We start from the raw sequence: 15,455 nt of genomic DNA, 5'->3' as shown, positions 1-15,455 counted from the left end.
CGATGCTCGCGACAATCATCGACTGGTCGGGCAGGAACCGCTTCCTGGTCCTGCTCGCCACCCTGTTCGTCACCATCGCCGGCATCTACGCCGTCCTGCGGACACCGATCGACGCCTTGCCCGACCTCTCGGACGTGCAGGTCATCGTCTATACCGAGTACCCCGGCCAGGCGCCGCAGGTGGTCGAGGATCAGGTCACCTACCCGCTGACCACCGCCATGCTGTCAGTGCCGAGGTCCAGGGTGGTGCGCGGCTTCTCCTTCTTCGGCGCGTCCTTTGTCTACATCATCTTTGAGGACGGTACCGACATCTACTGGGCACGCTCGCGTGTGCTCGAATACCTGAATTTTGCTTCCAGCCGCATGCCCAGGGGCGTCACGCCCTCGCTCGGGCCGGATGCCACCGGCGTCGGCTGGGTTTACCAGTACGCACTGCTCGCCAAGGACAAGACGCTGGCCGAGCTGCGGACCATCCAGGACTGGTACGTTCGCTATCAACTGAGCAAGGCGCACGGCGTCGCCGAAGTGGCTTCGATTGGCGGCTTCGTGCAGACCTATCAGGTCACCGTCGACCCGGTGAAGCTGCGCGCCTATGGCATCCCGCTGATGAAGGTCGCGCAGGTGATCCGCGATTCCAACCGCGACGTCGGCGGCCGCGTGGTGGAAATGGCCGAAACCGAGTACATGGTGCGCGGCAAGGGCTATTTGCGGGGCAAGAGCGATCTCGAAATGCTGGTCGTCAAGAGCGAGAAGGGAACCCCCGTCCTGATCCGCGACATCGCCCGCGTCGAGCTCGTGCCCGACGAACGACGAGGCCTCACCGAACTCAACGGCGAGGGCGAGGTGGTGTCGGGGATCGCCATGGCGCGCTATGGCCAGAACGCTCTCGAAGTCATCCATAACCTGAAAGCCAGGATCGCCGAGATCGGCCCCGGCCTGCCCGCGGGGGTGACGGTGGAAACCGTCTACGACCGTTCCGAACTGATTCACCGCGCCATCGAAACCCTGAAGCGAACCCTGCTCGAGGAATCGATCATCGTCGCCGTGGTGTGCATCGTTTTCCTGCTGCACGTGCGCAGCGCGCTGGTCGCCATCCTGATGTTGCCGGTCAGCATCCTCATCGCCTTCATCGCCATGCGTCTGCTTGGCATGAATTCCAACCTGATGAGCCTGGGTGGGATTGCCATCGCCATCGGCGCCATGATCGACGCGGCGATCGTGATGATCGAAAACGCCCACAAACACCTGGAACGTCTGCCCGCAGAGCATTCCAGCAGTGATCGTGCCGAAGCCATGCTCGTCGCGTGCAAGGAGGTCGGACCGGCGCTGTTCTTCTCGCTGCTGATCATCACCGTTTCCTTCCTGCCGGTCTTCAGCCTGGAAGGCCAGGAAGGCCGGCTGTTCTCGCCGCTCGCCTATACCAAGACCTTCGCGATGGCCGGCGCAGCGCTGCTGTCGATCACCCTGGTGCCGGTGCTGATGCTGTTGTTCATCCGCGGCCGGATCCTGCCGGAAGCGAAGAATCCCGTGAACCGCTTCCTGATCCGGGTCTATCGACCGATCATCGCCAGCGTCATGCGCTGGAAGAAACTGACCATCGTTCTCGCCGTCCTTGCCCTGGCCCTCTCGATCTATCCCGCCTCCCGGCTGGGCTCCGAGTTCATGCCGACGCTCAATGAGGGAACGCTGCTCTACATGCCGACCTCGCTGCCGGGGATGTCGATCACCAAGGCGGCCGAGCTGATGCAGACCCAGAACAGGATCATCAAGAGCTTCCCCGAGGTTGCCTCGGTCTATGGCAAGGCCGGGCGCGCCAACACCGCGACCGACCCGGCACCGACCGAGATGTTCGAGACGGTGATCAACCTCAAGCCGGAATCCGAATGGCGCGCCGGCCTGACCACCGACAAGCTGATCGCCGAACTCGACCAGGCCCTGCAGTTCCCCGGTGTCGCCAACGCCTGGACGATGCCGATCAAGGCGCGCATCGACATGCTGTCCACCGGTATCCGCACGCCAATCGGCATCAAGGTCTTCGGCAAGGATCTCGACGAGATGGAGAAGCTGGCCAAGGAGATCGAAGCGGTGGTGAAGGCCGTTCCCGGCACGACCAGCGCCTTCGCCGAGCGCATCACCGGTGGTTTCTACCTCAACATCGAACCCGACCGCGAGCAACTGGCGCGCTACGGGCTGGCTGTCGGCGAACTGCTGGACGTCATTGGCACCGCCCTCGGCGGTGAGATGGTGACCACCACGGTCGAGGGTCGCGAGCGCTTCGGCGTCAGCGTCCGCTATCCGCGCGAGCTGCGCTCCGACCCGCAGCAGATCGCCCGCGAGGTGCTGATCCCGACCATGGACGGGGCGATGATCCCCCTCGGGCAACTGGCCCGGGTGGTCGTCGCCAAGGGAGCGCCGAGCATCCGCACCGAAAACGCGCTGCTCTCGGCCTACATCTACGTCGACATTCGCGACCGCGACATCGGCGGCTACGTCGCCGATGCGATGAAGGCAGTGACCGAGCAGGTCAGCTTCCCGCCCGGCTATTACGTGACCTGGAGCGGCCAGTTCGAGTACATGGAGCGGGCGACCGAGAAGATGAAGATCGTCATTCCGGTGACGCTGCTGTCGATCTTCCTGCTGCTCTACCTCAACTTCAAGCGCCTCACCGAAACGCTGATCGTCATGCTCTCGGTGCCTTTCGCCCTGGTCGGCGGCATCTGGCTGCTGTGGCTGCTCGACTACAACCTTTCGGTGGCCGTGGTCATCGGCTTCATCGCGCTCGCCGGGGTGGCGGCCGAGACGGGCGTGATCATGCTGATCTATCTCGACCACGCCTGGGAAGCGGTCCAGGCGAAATGCCGCGCAGCGGGGCGCGCGCCAAACGTCGACGACCTCTACGCGGCGATCATGGAAGGCGCCGTCGAGCGCGTACGACCGAAGATGATGACCGTGGTGGCGATCATGGCCGGCCTGCTGCCAATCATGTGGGGCACCGGCACCGGTTCGGAAGTGATGAGCCGCATCGCCGCGCCGATGGTCGGCGGGATGATTTCGTCAACGGTGCTCACGCTGGCGGTGATTCCGGCGATCTACGCGCTGGTCAAGCAGTGGTCCCTGAGGCGGGGAAGTGAGGCATGACCCGGCAGGAAAACACGGATGAGAAAGCTACAACAAACACAGCTAACCAGCAGCTCGCTTGCGAGTGCCGCGGGTGGGACCCTTGGCCAGGCCGGTGGCTCTCGCCAACTCAAGAAGCCCCCGTAGGGCATCATTAACTGCCTGCGCATTGGGAAACGCTTTCTGCACATCAGGCGATATGACCACGACGTTGGATGCCTCCCGGCAACGCAGTGCATACTTGCCACGTACCATTTCGCCAAAGTCTTCGCGCCGATACTCGGGGCGAAGTTCGTCGCTTTCCGCCTTAGTCTTCTTCATACATTTTCCTTTCCATCCGCGTCGCAGGTCTCGCGCTGATAATCCGAATCACGTCGCCACGTTCCGCATGCGAAACGGCCAAAATACGGTTCGCGGCGGATACTCCAAAAGTGATGAACCGATGCTCGCCAACCGAATGGTCCAGATCGCGACCAGTCAGTGATAAATCATCCTCAAAAATGGTAGACGCCTCCTCAAACGTCACTTTGTGCTTGCGAAAATTTGCTGCGGCCTTCGCCTCGTCCCATTCAAAGTTCATCTGGTTTCCTCGAAAACCGTGTCCCTTGTTATCTTAGTGGGTCCCGGCCGCAACGCGCGATTCGGGCGACTGACCTTCATTGCTAATCAACAACTGTCTTGGGTAAAAATCTTTGGAACAATTCGGGTAAAGGCGCGTTTTCAAGACTTCGTTGTGAAAACAGAAATCTCCCATCGCATACAAAACCTAGTTGATCCCACTCAACGCTATTCAGAGCGTCGCAAAACTCTTTCATGTCGATACTTTTGTCGTGGGGAAAGACCGCTAGTATTGCACCGTCAAAGTTATTGCATTCGTGCAGGAAAAATGGCTGCGATTGGCGTGTTTTGCCATTGACGTAGGCTCGGGGAGCCTCTGTAATAGGGTAGCCCCGTCCCCACTGCCACCAGTTTGATTCATCAAAGGAACGTATCCCCCGAGAAATGAGACGTTCCTTATGCGGAAAAAGTGATTCCGGAGGTCCGTCCTTTTTCCCAACCCAGATCATGCGCCGAGTGCTCCCAGTCTTTACTGTTCCGGACCACACAAAATCCAGGGTGCCAAACTCTTCATCCACGTAAATATCATCTGCGCCCGACACAGCGCCAACTTTGACGCTTGCTATATCTTTCATTTGCAAAGCATGTAGATCACGAGAGAACATAAGGTGGCCAGCCTTTTCGACGAAATGCCTGTCCTCCCACATTGGCAATGCTAAGGACGACTCCAAGTCATCTTTGTTGCCAACTTCAGCGTATCGGACGATACGGTCGAACTGGCCTTTCGCATATCGCCAGATAAGGCAGTTTGGCACCGCTGTGGAAAACACCCGAGCGTCTCCGAGTTCTATCGCGTGTGTGATCGTTCCATGGGAATAAAGCCATTTATTCATGCGCACGCTCGATGTTGTCTTTTGAAAGTCACGTGGCGTGATGAAGATCAGCTCCCCGCCATCAGTTAGATGACGAACAGCTTTCTCAATGAAGAAGAGATACAGATTTGAGCGAAGATCAAACAGGTCTGACTTAATCAGGTCTTTGGTGCCTCGATGTATATCTTGATACCGAACATAGGGCGGATTACCGATGATCGTCTCGAATTTTTCCGACTCGGGAAAAGCGAAGAAATCTACGTTCAGGCTGCCGACCGGCGCATGCCTGCGATCAATCTCTATCGCGACGCAACCCGGCAAGCTCTTCGAGAATGCGCCATCACCGCAGGATGGCTCTAAGACTCGCTTATCGTTCTTTCGCAAAGCTAGCATTGCACGAACAACGCTATGGGGGGTGAAAACCTGACCGAGGGTCTCAACGTCATACGAACTTTCCGAGGTGTTGTTCGAACTCGTCGAGGATATTGGCTCGAAGTTTGATTGATTCGTAGAACTTTCCGAGAAGAAACTTAACTGCTGCATCGTGTGTCCTTAAATGAAGCGTACGGTTGTTGCCCCAGTTGCACTGGAAGGGTAGGTTGTTGCCGTTCGCTACGAGAGTTTGTATCTGCTTTAGACTGGTAGAGAATACATCACGCGGATTCTTCTTGCTAATAACTAGAAAGTAGTAGTCCTTGTCCGTTTTGGTGTTGAGGTCCCGTTGCATCAACGAGAAATATTCACCCCAAGGCATTTCGTTGGCGAACTCTGGCCAGATCCCGGTAAGAGCGTAATACATTCCAAGTTTGCACTGGACATTGTCCGCCGTAGAGGTCGAAGTCACCTTGATATTCACAGGGATTTTGTCGCTTCCCTTCTTGATCGCGAAGTCAAACCAGTGCCGATGTGGTGGAAGGTCAATGTCAAACCTTGACTGGATTGCCTTGACTATTTCATCCTCGTTGATTGATGCATTAATACGCCCATCTTGGAACTGCCGAGACAAGTGAACTGAATTGGATGAAAGGAAGTTCTGGATATCAGTAAGTTCTTGCGGGATCATTGCGTGCCCCAGTATGCCATTGTTGAAGAACGGATTGTACGAGCTGCCGCGTCGATACACTTAGCGAGTGGCCCAGATGTTGAAGGGTAAAGGGTCAGATGGGCCAAGCTCCAATAGTGTGCCGTAGCCGTTGATCGGCTGGCTCTAACTGGTGAATGGCTACGTCCGACATTCGGGGCGGGAGACTAACAACCGTGTGCCCGCAAGTAGCCTCCATCTTCTGAATGTCGGCGCAGATCGCATGGATGTCGAAATTAAACCTCCGCGCATGTTCAGCGCGATGCTTCCGCACTCCGTCAACGATTGGGTCGATCATTACAGGTCTCCAAAGACCTCTTCCGGCGAGCACAGTTCGGGGCACTGGCAGCCGTGCCGCTCGATGACCGCCCGTATCTTGTACCGGGTGGCCGCGTTATTGATGCGGGTGAAGTTCCACGTCACCACGAAGTCCATTCGGTTCAACGCCGCTGTTGCAACGTGCATGGCGTCTTCCGCGGACTCCGCTGGGATCGCCTTCTCCGCAACCAGGAACTCGGCCACCTGCCCCGCGTCATCTCCGACGTGCAACCCCGGCAACGCGCGTACTGCGTCCAGCCGCCGTGCGGCGGCCACCTCGTCGCCCTTGCCTGCCTCCAGCACCACCAGCGCCGACACGAAGCACTCGCAGTCGCTCAGTAGTCGATCCCATACCTCGCGGGTAACCTCCTGTCGCGCCGCAATAATCAGGTCGCAACTCGGCCTCGCCGTCAGATGGCTGATTACCATCGTTTCGATTTAGACCCGCGGCTTCATGAGGTTCTTTCCGGTAGGGATCAAGCATGCCGAGATGGGTGGTTGGCCAGAGTCTACTCCAGAAGGCTGGAGTCTTCCAATCGTTGCGACTCCGGATCAAGCAGAACGACAAGCTCGCCCAACAGCGCAAGGAGGTCGGACCGGCGCTGTTCTTCTCGCTGCTGATCATCACCGTTTCCTTCCTGCCGGTCTTCAGCCCCGAAGGTCAGGAAGGCCGGCTGTTTTCACCACTGGCCTACACCAAGACCTTCGCCATGACCGGCGCGGCGCTGCTTTCGGTGACGCTGGTACCGGTGCTGATGCTGCTGTTCATCCGCGGCAAGATCCTGCCGGAAGCGAAGAACCCGGTGAACCGCTTTCTGATCTGGGTCTATCGACCGATCATCGCCGGCGTGCTGCGCTGGAAGAAACTGACGATCCGGCTCGGCACCGAGTTCATGCCGACGCTCAATGAGGGAACGCTGCTCTACATGCCGACCTCGCTGCCGGGGATGTCGATCACCAAGGCGGCCGAGCTGATGCAGACCCAGAACAGGATCATCAAGAGCTTCCCCGAGGTTGCCTCGGTCTATGGCAAGGCCGGGCGCGCCAACACCGCGACCGACCCGGCACCGACCGAGATGTTCGAGACGGTGATCAACCTCAAGCCGGAATCCGAATGGCGCGCCGGCCTGACCACCGACAAGCTGATCGCCGAACTCGACCAGGCCCTGCAGTTCCCCGGTGTCGCCAACGCCTGGACGATGCCGATCAAGGCGCGCATCGACATGCTGTCCACGGGTATCCGCACGCCGATCGGCATCAAGGTCTTCGGCAAGGATCTCGACGAGATGGAGAAGCTGGCCAAGGAGATCGAAGCGGTGGTGAAGGCCGTCCCCGGCACGACCAGCGCCTTCGCCGAGCGCATCACCGGTGGCTTCTACCTCAACATCGAACCCGACCGCGAGCAACTGGCGCGCTACGGGCTGGCTGTCGGCGAACTGCTGGACGTCATTGGCACCGCCCTCGGCGGTGAGATGGTGACCACCACGGTCGAGGGTCGCGAGCGCTTCGGCGTCAGCGTCCGCTATCCGCGCGAGCTGCGCTCCGACCCGCAGCAGATCGCCCGCGAGGTGCTGATCCCGACCATGGACGGGGCGATGATCCCCCTCGGGCAACTGGCCCGGGTGGTCGTCGCCAAGGGAGCGCCGAGCATCCGCACCGAAAACGCGCTGCTCTCGGCCTACATCTACGTCGACATTCGCGACCGCGACATCGGCGGCTACGTCGCCGATGCGATGAAGGCAGTGACCGAGCAGGTCAGCTTCCCGCCCGGCTATTACGTGACCTGGAGCGGCCAGTTCGAGTACATGGAGCGGGCGACCGAGAAGATGAAGATCGTCATTCCGGTGACGCTGCTGTCGATCTTCCTGCTGCTCTACCTCAACTTCAAGCGCCTCACCGAAACGCTGATCGTCATGCTCTCGGTGCCTTTCGCCCTGGTCGGCGGCATCTGGCTGCTGTGGCTGCTCGACTACAACCTTTCGGTGGCCGTGGTCATCGGCTTCATCGCGCTCGCCGGGGTGGCGGCCGAGACGGGCGTGATCATGCTGATCTATCTCGACCACGCCTGGGAAGCGGTCCAGGCGAAATGCCGCGCAGCGGGGCGCGCGCCAAACGTCGACGACCTCTACGCGGCGATCATGGAAGGCGCCGTCGAGCGCGTACGACCGAAGATGATGACCGTGGTGGCGATCATGGCCGGCCTGCTGCCAATCATGTGGGGCACCGGCACCGGTTCGGAAGTGATGAGCCGCATCGCCGCGCCGATGGTCGGCGGGATGATTTCGTCAACGGTGCTCACGCTGGCGGTGATTCCGGCGATCTACGCGCTGGTCAAGCAATGGTTCCTGAGGCGGGGAAGCGGGCAATAGGGTGTTTTCGTCTCGGCTCGATGGAAAAGCTGGTTAAGGAAATCGACGTCGCTGCCATCTCTATTCATGCTCGCTCCAAGTTGGATGCTCATCCAACACGTAGCTTGTGCTGCGGCCACCCGCATGCGACTTCCGCAGCACGCCCAGCGCCAGCAGGTCGTTGATGTCGCGCAAGGCACTGTCCGGCGAGCACTTGGCAATGGCCGCCCACTTGCTGCTCGTGAGTTTGCCGTCGAAGCCATCAAGCAGCTTGTTGAGCAACTTCACCTGCCGCTCATTCAATGGCGTGGTCGCCCAGCGCTGCCAGAACCGCGCCTTGGCCAGTACGGCGTCGAGCGTGTGCTTTGCCTGATCGACGGCGCGATGGAGCGTGTCGAGGAACCATGCAAGCCACTCGGTGACATCCAGCGAACTTTTCTGGGTTCGCTCCAGGATATCGTAGTAGGCCTTGCGCTCCCGCTGGATCTGCGCCGACAAGCTGTAGAGCCGCTGGGGACTGCCATCGGCACGGGCCAGCAGCAGATCGCCGATGGCCCGTGCAATCCGGCCATTGGCGTCGTCGAACGGATGCAGAGTGACGAACCACAGGTGGCCGAGGCCCGCCTTGAGCAGCGGCGGTTCACTCGCTGGACCATTCAGCCAGTCGAGGAAGCGGCTGATTTCGGCTTCAAGACGATCGGCGGGCGGCGCTTCAAAATACACCCGCTGCCGACCGATGGGGCCGGACACCACTTGCATCGGACCATTGGCATCGTCGCGCCAGCCGCCGACCTTGATCATGGCAAGGCCAGAATATCCGGTGGGAAACAATGCGGCATGCCAGCCGAACAACCGCTCTCGCGACACCGACGCATCGCAGTTGGCAGTGGCGTCGAGCACCATCTCGACCACGCCTTCGACGTGGCGATCCACCGGGGCGAGCGCGCCAATGTCTACGCCCAGCTTGCGGGCGATGCTTGATCGCACGGATGCGACATTGAGCTGCTCGCCCTCGATCTCGCTGGTCTTGACCACATCCTCGGTGAGCGCGGCCAAGCTTGCCTGATCGCGCAGCGCCATGCCCACGTCCGCCAGACGCCCCATCAAGAGCCCTTGGGCACGACTCACCTCTGCCATGGGCCCCGCGAGTGCCGCCAGGTCGAAGTGCCAGTTTGGCCAGTCACCGGCCTGCCAGATGTATTTGTAATCTCCGCTATTCATGCGGAGATTATGAACAGCATTCTCCGCATACGCAAGTTATTCACCGCATATTGTGCGGCGATAGATGTCGCCATTCGCCGCACGATGGGCTGTCCCCTCTGAATTGAGTGTAAATGGGCGTACTCTTGGTTGGAGCAACGGACACGGATTCGATTCCGGTTTCGGGAATTGAAGTGGCCCCAGAAAGCAGACGAACTTGATGCCCGTTCCCGGCGACCAGCATGACCAGAAAACCTGCTTGCAGATCTACAATCCGGCAGGCTTTTCGATTGAGTTCGCAATGGTTCGCAACACCCCGCAGCGCTTCGATTCCCTACTTTCCCGTGATGGAGCGAGAACATGCAGCGCATTCGCTCTTAGCCCACTCCGAAGCAAAAAGCAAGACCGCGCTGATGGTTTTCCGAGGAAAGAAGAAAGACCTGCCCCACAACCACGACCATGCTTGACCCCACGACCATGCACGACGATGCCAAAGACCTCTTCCGGCGAGCACAGCCCGAGGCGCTGAAAGCCATGCCGCTCGGTGCCCCCCGGGATCTTGTGCCGGACCATGGCGTTCGGGTACATACTGGCGGCCAGCCGCACGGTACTGCCGCCCACGACCTCCGGTCAGCTCTCGAGCGCTTCCCAGCGGTCGAGCAGGGCCAGCAGCTGGTCATCGATTTCGCCCAGGCGCGCCGACAGCCGCTGGGCTTCCTGCGGCTGCGTCTGGTACAGGGCCGGATCGGCCAGGCGTTCGGCGATCACCTTCTGTTCCGCTTCGAGGGCCGTGATGCGCTGCGGCAGTTCGGCCAGTTCGTGCGTCTCCTTCCACGACAGCTTGCCGCCCGCGGTCGCTTTCTGCCGACCCGGCTTTGCCGGCTCTGCCGGGCGCTGGTCACCACGCTTGCCTGCGCCCGCTGGTGGCGTTTCTTCCTTGCGCCGAGCGGCCTGATAGTCGGCCCAGTCGTGATAGCCGCCGGCGTATTCGCGCCAGCAGCCGTCGCCTTCAGCCGCAATCGTCTGGGTCACCACATTGTCGATGAAGGCGCGGTCGTGGCTGACCAGGAACAGCGTACCGCTGTAATCCTGCAGCAGTTCCTCGAGTAGCTCGAGCGTCTCGATGTCGAGATCGTTGGTCGGCTCGTCAAGCACCAGCACATTGGCCGGGCGCGCCAGCAGGCGCGCCAGCAGCAGGCGGTTGCGCTCACCGCCGGACAGCGAACTGACCAGCGAACGCGCGCGCTGCGGGGCAAACAGGAAATCACCGAGGTAACTGATCACGTGCTTCTTCTGGTTGCCGATCTCGACGAAATCCGATCCCGGCGAGATGACATCGATCAGCGTCGCCTGTTCATCGAGTTGGCTCCGGAACTGGTCGAAATAGGCGACCTGTACCTTGGTCCCGAGCGCCACCCTGCCCTTGTCCGGCGCCAGTTCACCGAGGATCAGGCGGAGCAGCGTCGTCTTGCCGGCACCGTTGGCGCCGATGATGCCGATCTTGTCCCCGCGCTGGATACGACAGGAGAAGTCGCGCACCACGACCTTGTCGCCGAAACACTTGCTGACGTTCTCCAGCGAGGCCACCACCTTGCCGCTTCGGTCGCCGGCATCGACCGCCAGCTCGACCTTTCCCTGTCGCTCCCGCCTTGCCGCCCGCTCCCGGCGCAGACGTTCGAGCCGCAGCACGCGGCCCTCGTTGCGTGTCCGGCGGGCCTTGATTCCCTGCCTGATCCACACTTCCTCCTGGGCGAGAAACTTGTCCGAACGGGCGTTGTTCAGCGCCTCGTCGTGCAGCATCGCCTCCTTGCGGGCCTGATACTCGCTGAAGCTGCCCGGACAGGAAAGCAGGCTGCCGCGGTCCAGTTCGACGATGCGGGTGGCGACACGTTCGAGAAAGCGGCGATCGTGGGTGATGAACACCAGCGTCACGCCCGAGCTGACGAGCATCTCTTCCAGCCACTCGATGGCTGCGACATCAAGGTGGTTGGTCGGCTCGTCGAGCAGCAAGAGCTCGGGTGAAATCGCCAGTGCCTGGGCCAGCGCGAGGCGCTTCTTCTGGCCGCCGGACAGGGTGCCGACCAGGCTGTCGGCATCGAGCGAGAAGCGCTGAATGACGCGCTCGGCCTGCGCCTCGAACGACCACGCCTGCCGCGATTCGAGTTCCGTCTGCAGCGCGTGCATGCGCTCAAGCAGTCTTTCCTGCTCGGCACCGGGCTCCCCGAGTGCGTGCGACACCGCATGGTACTCGGCCAGCAAGGCCGACAGCTCGCCCATGCCAGCCACGACAGCCTCGAAAACCGTCAGATCGGGGTCAAACGGCGGCTCCTGGGGAACGTAACCGATGCGCAGGCCCGGCTGCAGCCAGACCTTGCCATCGTCGAGCCCACCACAACCGGCGAGCGCGCTCAATAGCGAGGACTTGCCGGTGCCGTTGCGGCCGATCAGCGCCACCCTTTCGCCAGCGTCGAGCTGGAAATCCGCATGGTCAAGCAGCGGCACGTGGCCAAAAGCCAGCGAGGCGTCAGAGAGAATCAGGTACGGCATGGGCGTTGTCGCTTCCGTGGAGGTGGGTAACGTCGACGGCTGCACGCGCCGCGAGCGCCGGCCGCTGCTTGCCTGCGGCCGCAGGGCGCGATTCTACCGCGGCTGGCGAAGCGCCAGAGGCCCAATGCGAGAGCATCGGAGCGATGGCCGCGGGTTACCAGGCAAATGCCGAGGCGAATGCCCGGGCAGCGCCGTCTCAGCCGCGTTGAATTGGCGCAATTCGGGGGCAGCGGCTACAATACGCGCCCGACTCCTCGTAGCACAATGGACAGTGCACACGCCTCCTAAGCGTGGGATACAGGTTCGATTCCTGTCGAGGGGACTTTCCGGGAGTCCGAAGTAGTCCGCAGAAATCAAAACCTCCAATGTATTCAGATGGTCATACAAGATTTCTGGTCCACTTCGATATCGGAAAGTCCACGGGCATCCGCACCTGACTGGGGTATAACTCGGGGTACGCGAACACCTCTTGGGGTACGATGCCACTCTCAGACACCGCGGTCCGAGCCGCCAAACCCAGCGAGCGACCAGTAAAGCTGTTCGACAGCGGGGCTTGTTCCTCCTCGTAACGCCGGCCGGCGGAAAGCTGTGGCTGTTCAAGTACCCGTTCGCGGACAAGGAAAAGCTCATTGCCCTCCGAAAGTACCCCGAGATCACGCTCAAGGAGGCGCGGGTGCGCAGCGACGATGCGCACAAGCTGCTGGCGCATGCGATAGATCCAGGCGAGCAGCGAAAGCTCAGCGGAAACACATTCGAAGTGGTGGCGCGCCGGTGGTATGCCTTGCAAAAGGCGTCGCTGGTGGAAAGCTTTGCAATTGAGGTAATCCGTTCGCTCGAAGCCGATGCGCTCCCCACAATCGGTGCCCGATCAATCAATGACATCAAGCCCCCCGAGGTACTGGCAATGCTTCGCAAAGTCGAGGCGCGCGGAGCCCTCGGACGATTGACCTATCTCTACAGCACCGACCCCAACGGTCAGCGTCACAGGCATCTGCCACGCCCGGACGATCAACAGGCCAAAATCCTCGACGCCATCGGCCTTTCCTTCCCACTCACGGCCAAAGCCGACAAGCGCGCCGTGTAGGCAGCCGCCGCTTTTGCGGCACTGGATTTTTCTTCAATAAAAACCAATACTTAAAGCTTAGTTGCGTCTACTGGCTAGAGCAAGATCCGTCGGTGAGCGGTCTCGTGGAAGTGACGGGCGTGGCCCCAGTTTCACGATGGCGGATGTCGCGCTGGAATCGGCCCAGGGCGCGTCCCAGCTTGCCAAGGGAAGAAAAGGCAATTCCTGGACTCTTGGCAGTAGACTGACTCTTTGTCCGCTGAGTTGATGTCGATGGAACGTTGCCCTTGGTGCGAAGGTTTTGACCTTTACCGTGAATACCATGATTCCGAATGGGGCGTACCGCTCTACGATGATCGGTCGCTTTTTGAGTTGCTGATCCTGGAAGGAGCGCAGGCCGGTTTGTCGTGGGCGACGATCCTGAAAAAAAGAGAAAACTATCGGCGTGCTTTCGATGGTTTCGATCCTGTCAAGATTGCCGAGTATGACGACGCAAGAGTTGCAGCACTGTTGGCAGATTCGGGGATCGTCCGAAATCGCGCCAAGGTTGCCGCAGCCATCCAGAACGCCAAAGCGTACCTGGCTCTCACAGACGATGGACAGTCGTTCAGCGCTTTTCTTTGGCGCTTCGTTGATGACTTACCGATTCAGAATCAATGGACTTCAATGGCAGAGGTACCGGCCAGGACGACACGGTCGGACGCTATGAGTAAGGCTTTGGGTCGAGCCGGGTTCAAGTTCGTTGGTTCGACGATTTGCTATGCGTTAATGCAATCGGCTGGCATGGTTAACGACCATCTGACCACGTGCCCGCGTCACGGAGAAGTCAAAGGTCGCTTGCGCAGGTGATTCTTCCTGTCGCTCGCGCGAACAGCTTGGCTGACTTTTCATAGGCCAAGGTCGGTGTTCATGGTTTGCTACCTGCGTGGCAGGCTGCGCCCTGCTCGCCACCATCCTGGTCATCTTGATGACGACGCCGCGCTCGACGCGCGAGTGGGCTGTCGGACTGATCAGCACCGTGGTCACCGCGATCGGTGGCGTGGCCATTGCGGTCCAGTACTTCCGGTTGCAGGAATGGGTGGATTCGGTGACCTGTCTCATGGCACTGGGCGGCTTGATCTGTGACTGTCGAGCGAGGGCGCTCGGCCTTCAACGTCATCGAGAAGAATCGGGATGCCAGAATAGAAGATGTCGCCGGGCGGTGATGGAGGCGCGACACTTCGTCGCGCTGATGGGGGCATAAGCGCAGTTGCGCCAAAACGACCGGTGTGACGGCGACAGGCGCAACTGCGCAAACGGCTACTGGTCCTTGCACCGTATCACTTCTGCGGCAAGTGAGGCGACTTGCTCTTCGGTCTCATGCTGAACAAAGGGGCCACCGAATATCGTGCGATGCTCGAATCAGGAACAATCTCAGCACGGTAGCGAACCAGGGCTCCGCTCTTAGTTTCCGACAGCGCCATTTCACTTTCAAACCGCTTTGCATTTCCTGTGAGTTGTATGGCGAGAATCCGTTTCATTGGCTCAAGCTGTATTTCTCTCACGGAGGCAGATGAGTGAGGCCTGGCTAGGCGCGGGTGCTGATGTCCCAGCCGGGAGATGGACGGTTCGGGTCCTTTCTTGGCCACCGTCACCCGTTCCCTCTCGGGGGCTACCCATTACAGCCACGGCGCGCACTGCTAGGGAATGGCCTCCTGTGATTTGCGCTGTTCGACTTCAGCCCAAAGGGCTTTGCCAAACGCCTTCCAGGCTGGGCCTCCGTGGCATTCGAATCCCACACCAGCACATTCCTCCATCGTCTTGAGCATGATGCCGGCAAGACCGAACAGATCAACCTTAGCCATGAGCTTGCGGTCGATAGGGCTGGAAGCGGAAAGTTTGATCTCGGCAGCGGACTGGTCAAGCGCTTCCTTTGCCAGAGCACGCACCTGGACGTCATTCGTCCAGTCGATACCGAGAACAATTCCCTTCCGCTCAATTTCTAGCTCAATCTCCTTTGCTTCTTCAACGTAGTTCTCAAAACCGGCCATCGTGTTCTCCTTCGCCCGTAGTACTCGACTCTAGCAGGATAGAGGATAGCCGCAAAGAAGATTGCCACACAGCTACCACATGTTGCCCAGGAACACCATCCGTTTCACTACCCTACCGCCCGAGGCACACCCCCTTTGAATCTATGTCGGAGACAGCACAGACCGCGCCTCCATTTCGGATAGGGCTGCTGCGCTTCTCCGATGCGGCGCCGGTGCCAACCTGCTAGGCGGGACGGATAGGCTCAGACACAACGGGCGATGTCCCCCATAGCTCGACTCGGACATTGGTCGCGAAGCCACGCAATTCGACATCTATCGATTG

General features: G+C 60.1%; 13 protein-coding genes and 1 tRNA gene. 6 read left to right on the top strand and 8 right to left on the bottom strand.

Translation table 11 applies throughout. From position 1 onward, the window contains the following. Positions 1-2 precede the first annotated feature (2 nt). The gene (locus tag V5B44_RS09215; RefSeq protein ID WP_332358762.1) at positions 3-3,137 is read left to right on the top strand and encodes an efflux RND transporter permease subunit; all 3,135 of its coding nucleotides are present in this window, start codon (positions 3-5) and stop codon (positions 3,135-3,137) included. Between the two features lie 42 nt (positions 3,138-3,179). Here the strand turns inward: V5B44_RS09215 and V5B44_RS09210 are convergent, their stop codons facing one another. From V5B44_RS09210 to V5B44_RS09190, 5 genes are all read right to left on the bottom strand, one after another. Beyond that, on the bottom strand, positions 3,180-3,437 hold the full coding sequence (locus tag V5B44_RS09210; protein WP_332358761.1) for a hypothetical protein: 258 nt from the start codon (positions 3,435-3,437) through the stop codon (positions 3,180-3,182). Next, positions 3,424-3,696 (bottom strand): BrnT family toxin, encoded by a 273-nt coding sequence (locus V5B44_RS09205; RefSeq protein ID WP_332358760.1) that lies wholly within the window; start codon positions 3,694-3,696, stop codon positions 3,424-3,426. The genes V5B44_RS09210 and V5B44_RS09205 overlap by 14 nt, the downstream gene beginning before the upstream one ends. Before the next feature lie 82 nt (positions 3,697-3,778). Then, positions 3,779-4,939, bottom strand: coding sequence for a class I SAM-dependent methyltransferase (locus tag V5B44_RS09200; RefSeq protein WP_332359104.1), 1,161 nt, complete (start codon positions 4,937-4,939; stop codon positions 3,779-3,781). A gap of 49 nt (positions 4,940-4,988) precedes the next feature. Next, complete coding sequence (locus V5B44_RS09195; RefSeq protein ID WP_332358759.1) at positions 4,989-5,609, bottom strand: restriction endonuclease; 621 nt, start codon at positions 5,607-5,609, stop codon at positions 4,989-4,991. A 315-nt stretch (positions 5,610-5,924) separates the two neighbouring features. Continuing rightward, on the bottom strand, positions 5,925-6,263 hold the full coding sequence (locus V5B44_RS09190) for a hypothetical protein (protein WP_332358758.1): 339 nt from the start codon (positions 6,261-6,263) through the stop codon (positions 5,925-5,927). A gap of 221 nt (positions 6,264-6,484) precedes the next feature. On the opposite strand from V5B44_RS09190, the gene V5B44_RS09185 reads away from it, so the two are divergent. Continuing rightward, positions 6,485-8,314 (top strand): efflux RND transporter permease subunit, encoded by a 1,830-nt coding sequence (locus V5B44_RS09185; protein WP_332358757.1) that lies wholly within the window; start codon positions 6,485-6,487, stop codon positions 8,312-8,314. A gap of 60 nt (positions 8,315-8,374) precedes the next feature. Here V5B44_RS09185 and V5B44_RS09180 read toward each other — a convergent pair whose 3' ends face one another. Next, a complete protein-coding gene (locus V5B44_RS09180) occupies positions 8,375-9,514 on the bottom strand; it encodes a Fic family protein (protein WP_332358756.1) in 1,140 nt (379 codons plus the stop codon). A gap of 609 nt (positions 9,515-10,123) precedes the next feature. Beyond that, positions 10,124-12,040, bottom strand: a complete 1,917-nt coding sequence (locus tag V5B44_RS09175; RefSeq protein WP_332358755.1) for an ATP-binding cassette domain-containing protein — start codon at positions 12,038-12,040, stop codon at positions 10,124-10,126. Between the two features lie 250 nt (positions 12,041-12,290). On the opposite strand from V5B44_RS09175, the gene V5B44_RS09170 reads away from it, so the two are divergent. The 4 genes from V5B44_RS09170 to V5B44_RS09155 all read left to right on the top strand — a co-directional run bounded on the left by V5B44_RS09170 (position 12,291) and on the right by V5B44_RS09155 (position 14,346). Next, positions 12,291-12,362, top strand: a tRNA-Arg gene (locus tag V5B44_RS09170). Positions 12,363-12,509: 147 nt separating this feature from the next. Next, on the top strand, positions 12,510-13,124 hold the full coding sequence (locus tag V5B44_RS09165) for a tyrosine-type recombinase/integrase (protein WP_332358754.1): 615 nt from the start codon (positions 12,510-12,512) through the stop codon (positions 13,122-13,124). A gap of 252 nt (positions 13,125-13,376) precedes the next feature. Continuing rightward, positions 13,377-13,952: a DNA-3-methyladenine glycosylase I gene (locus V5B44_RS09160; RefSeq protein ID WP_332359103.1), complete on the top strand. Its 576-nt coding sequence runs from the start codon at positions 13,377-13,379 to the stop codon at positions 13,950-13,952. Between the two features lie 76 nt (positions 13,953-14,028). Beyond that, the gene (locus tag V5B44_RS09155) at positions 14,029-14,346 is read left to right on the top strand and encodes a hypothetical protein (protein WP_332358753.1); all 318 of its coding nucleotides are present in this window, start codon (positions 14,029-14,031) and stop codon (positions 14,344-14,346) included. 436 nt (positions 14,347-14,782) lie between these two features. Here V5B44_RS09155 and V5B44_RS09150 read toward each other — a convergent pair whose 3' ends face one another. Beyond that, the gene (locus tag V5B44_RS09150; protein WP_287655731.1) at positions 14,783-15,133 is read right to left on the bottom strand and encodes a hypothetical protein; all 351 of its coding nucleotides are present in this window, start codon (positions 15,131-15,133) and stop codon (positions 14,783-14,785) included. Positions 15,134-15,455 lie beyond the last annotated feature (322 nt).

The sequence above is a fragment of the Candidatus Accumulibacter necessarius genome (genome assembly GCF_036625085.1).
The sequence above is the reverse complement of the archived record's forward strand: the minus strand, read 5'-3'. Positions and strand labels throughout refer to the sequence as shown.

Bases quoted from the DNA above. Each gene is read 5' to 3' on its own strand.
- V5B44_RS09215 (WP_332358762.1), top strand. From the start codon at position 3: ATGCTCGCGACAATCATCGACTGGTCGGGCAGGAACCGCTTCCTGGTC.
- V5B44_RS09210 (WP_332358761.1), bottom strand. From the start codon at position 3,437: ATGAAGAAGACTAAGGCGGAAAGCGACGAACTTCGCCCCGAGTATCGG.
- V5B44_RS09205 (WP_332358760.1), bottom strand. From the start codon at position 3,696: ATGAACTTTGAATGGGACGAGGCGAAGGCCGCAGCAAATTTTCGCAAG.
- V5B44_RS09200 (WP_332359104.1), bottom strand. From the start codon at position 4,939: ATGCTAGCTTTGCGAAAGAACGATAAGCGAGTCTTAGAGCCATCCTGC.
- V5B44_RS09195 (WP_332358759.1), bottom strand. From the start codon at position 5,609: ATGATCCCGCAAGAACTTACTGATATCCAGAACTTCCTTTCATCCAAT.
- V5B44_RS09180 (WP_332358756.1), bottom strand. From the start codon at position 9,514: ATGAATAGCGGAGATTACAAATACATCTGGCAGGCCGGTGACTGGCCA.
- V5B44_RS09175 (WP_332358755.1), bottom strand. From the start codon at position 12,040: ATGCCGTACCTGATTCTCTCTGACGCCTCGCTGGCTTTTGGCCACGTG.
- V5B44_RS09160 (WP_332359103.1), top strand. From the start codon at position 13,377: ATGGAACGTTGCCCTTGGTGCGAAGGTTTTGACCTTTACCGTGAATAC.
- V5B44_RS09150 (WP_287655731.1), bottom strand. From the start codon at position 15,133: ATGGCCGGTTTTGAGAACTACGTTGAAGAAGCAAAGGAGATTGAGCTA.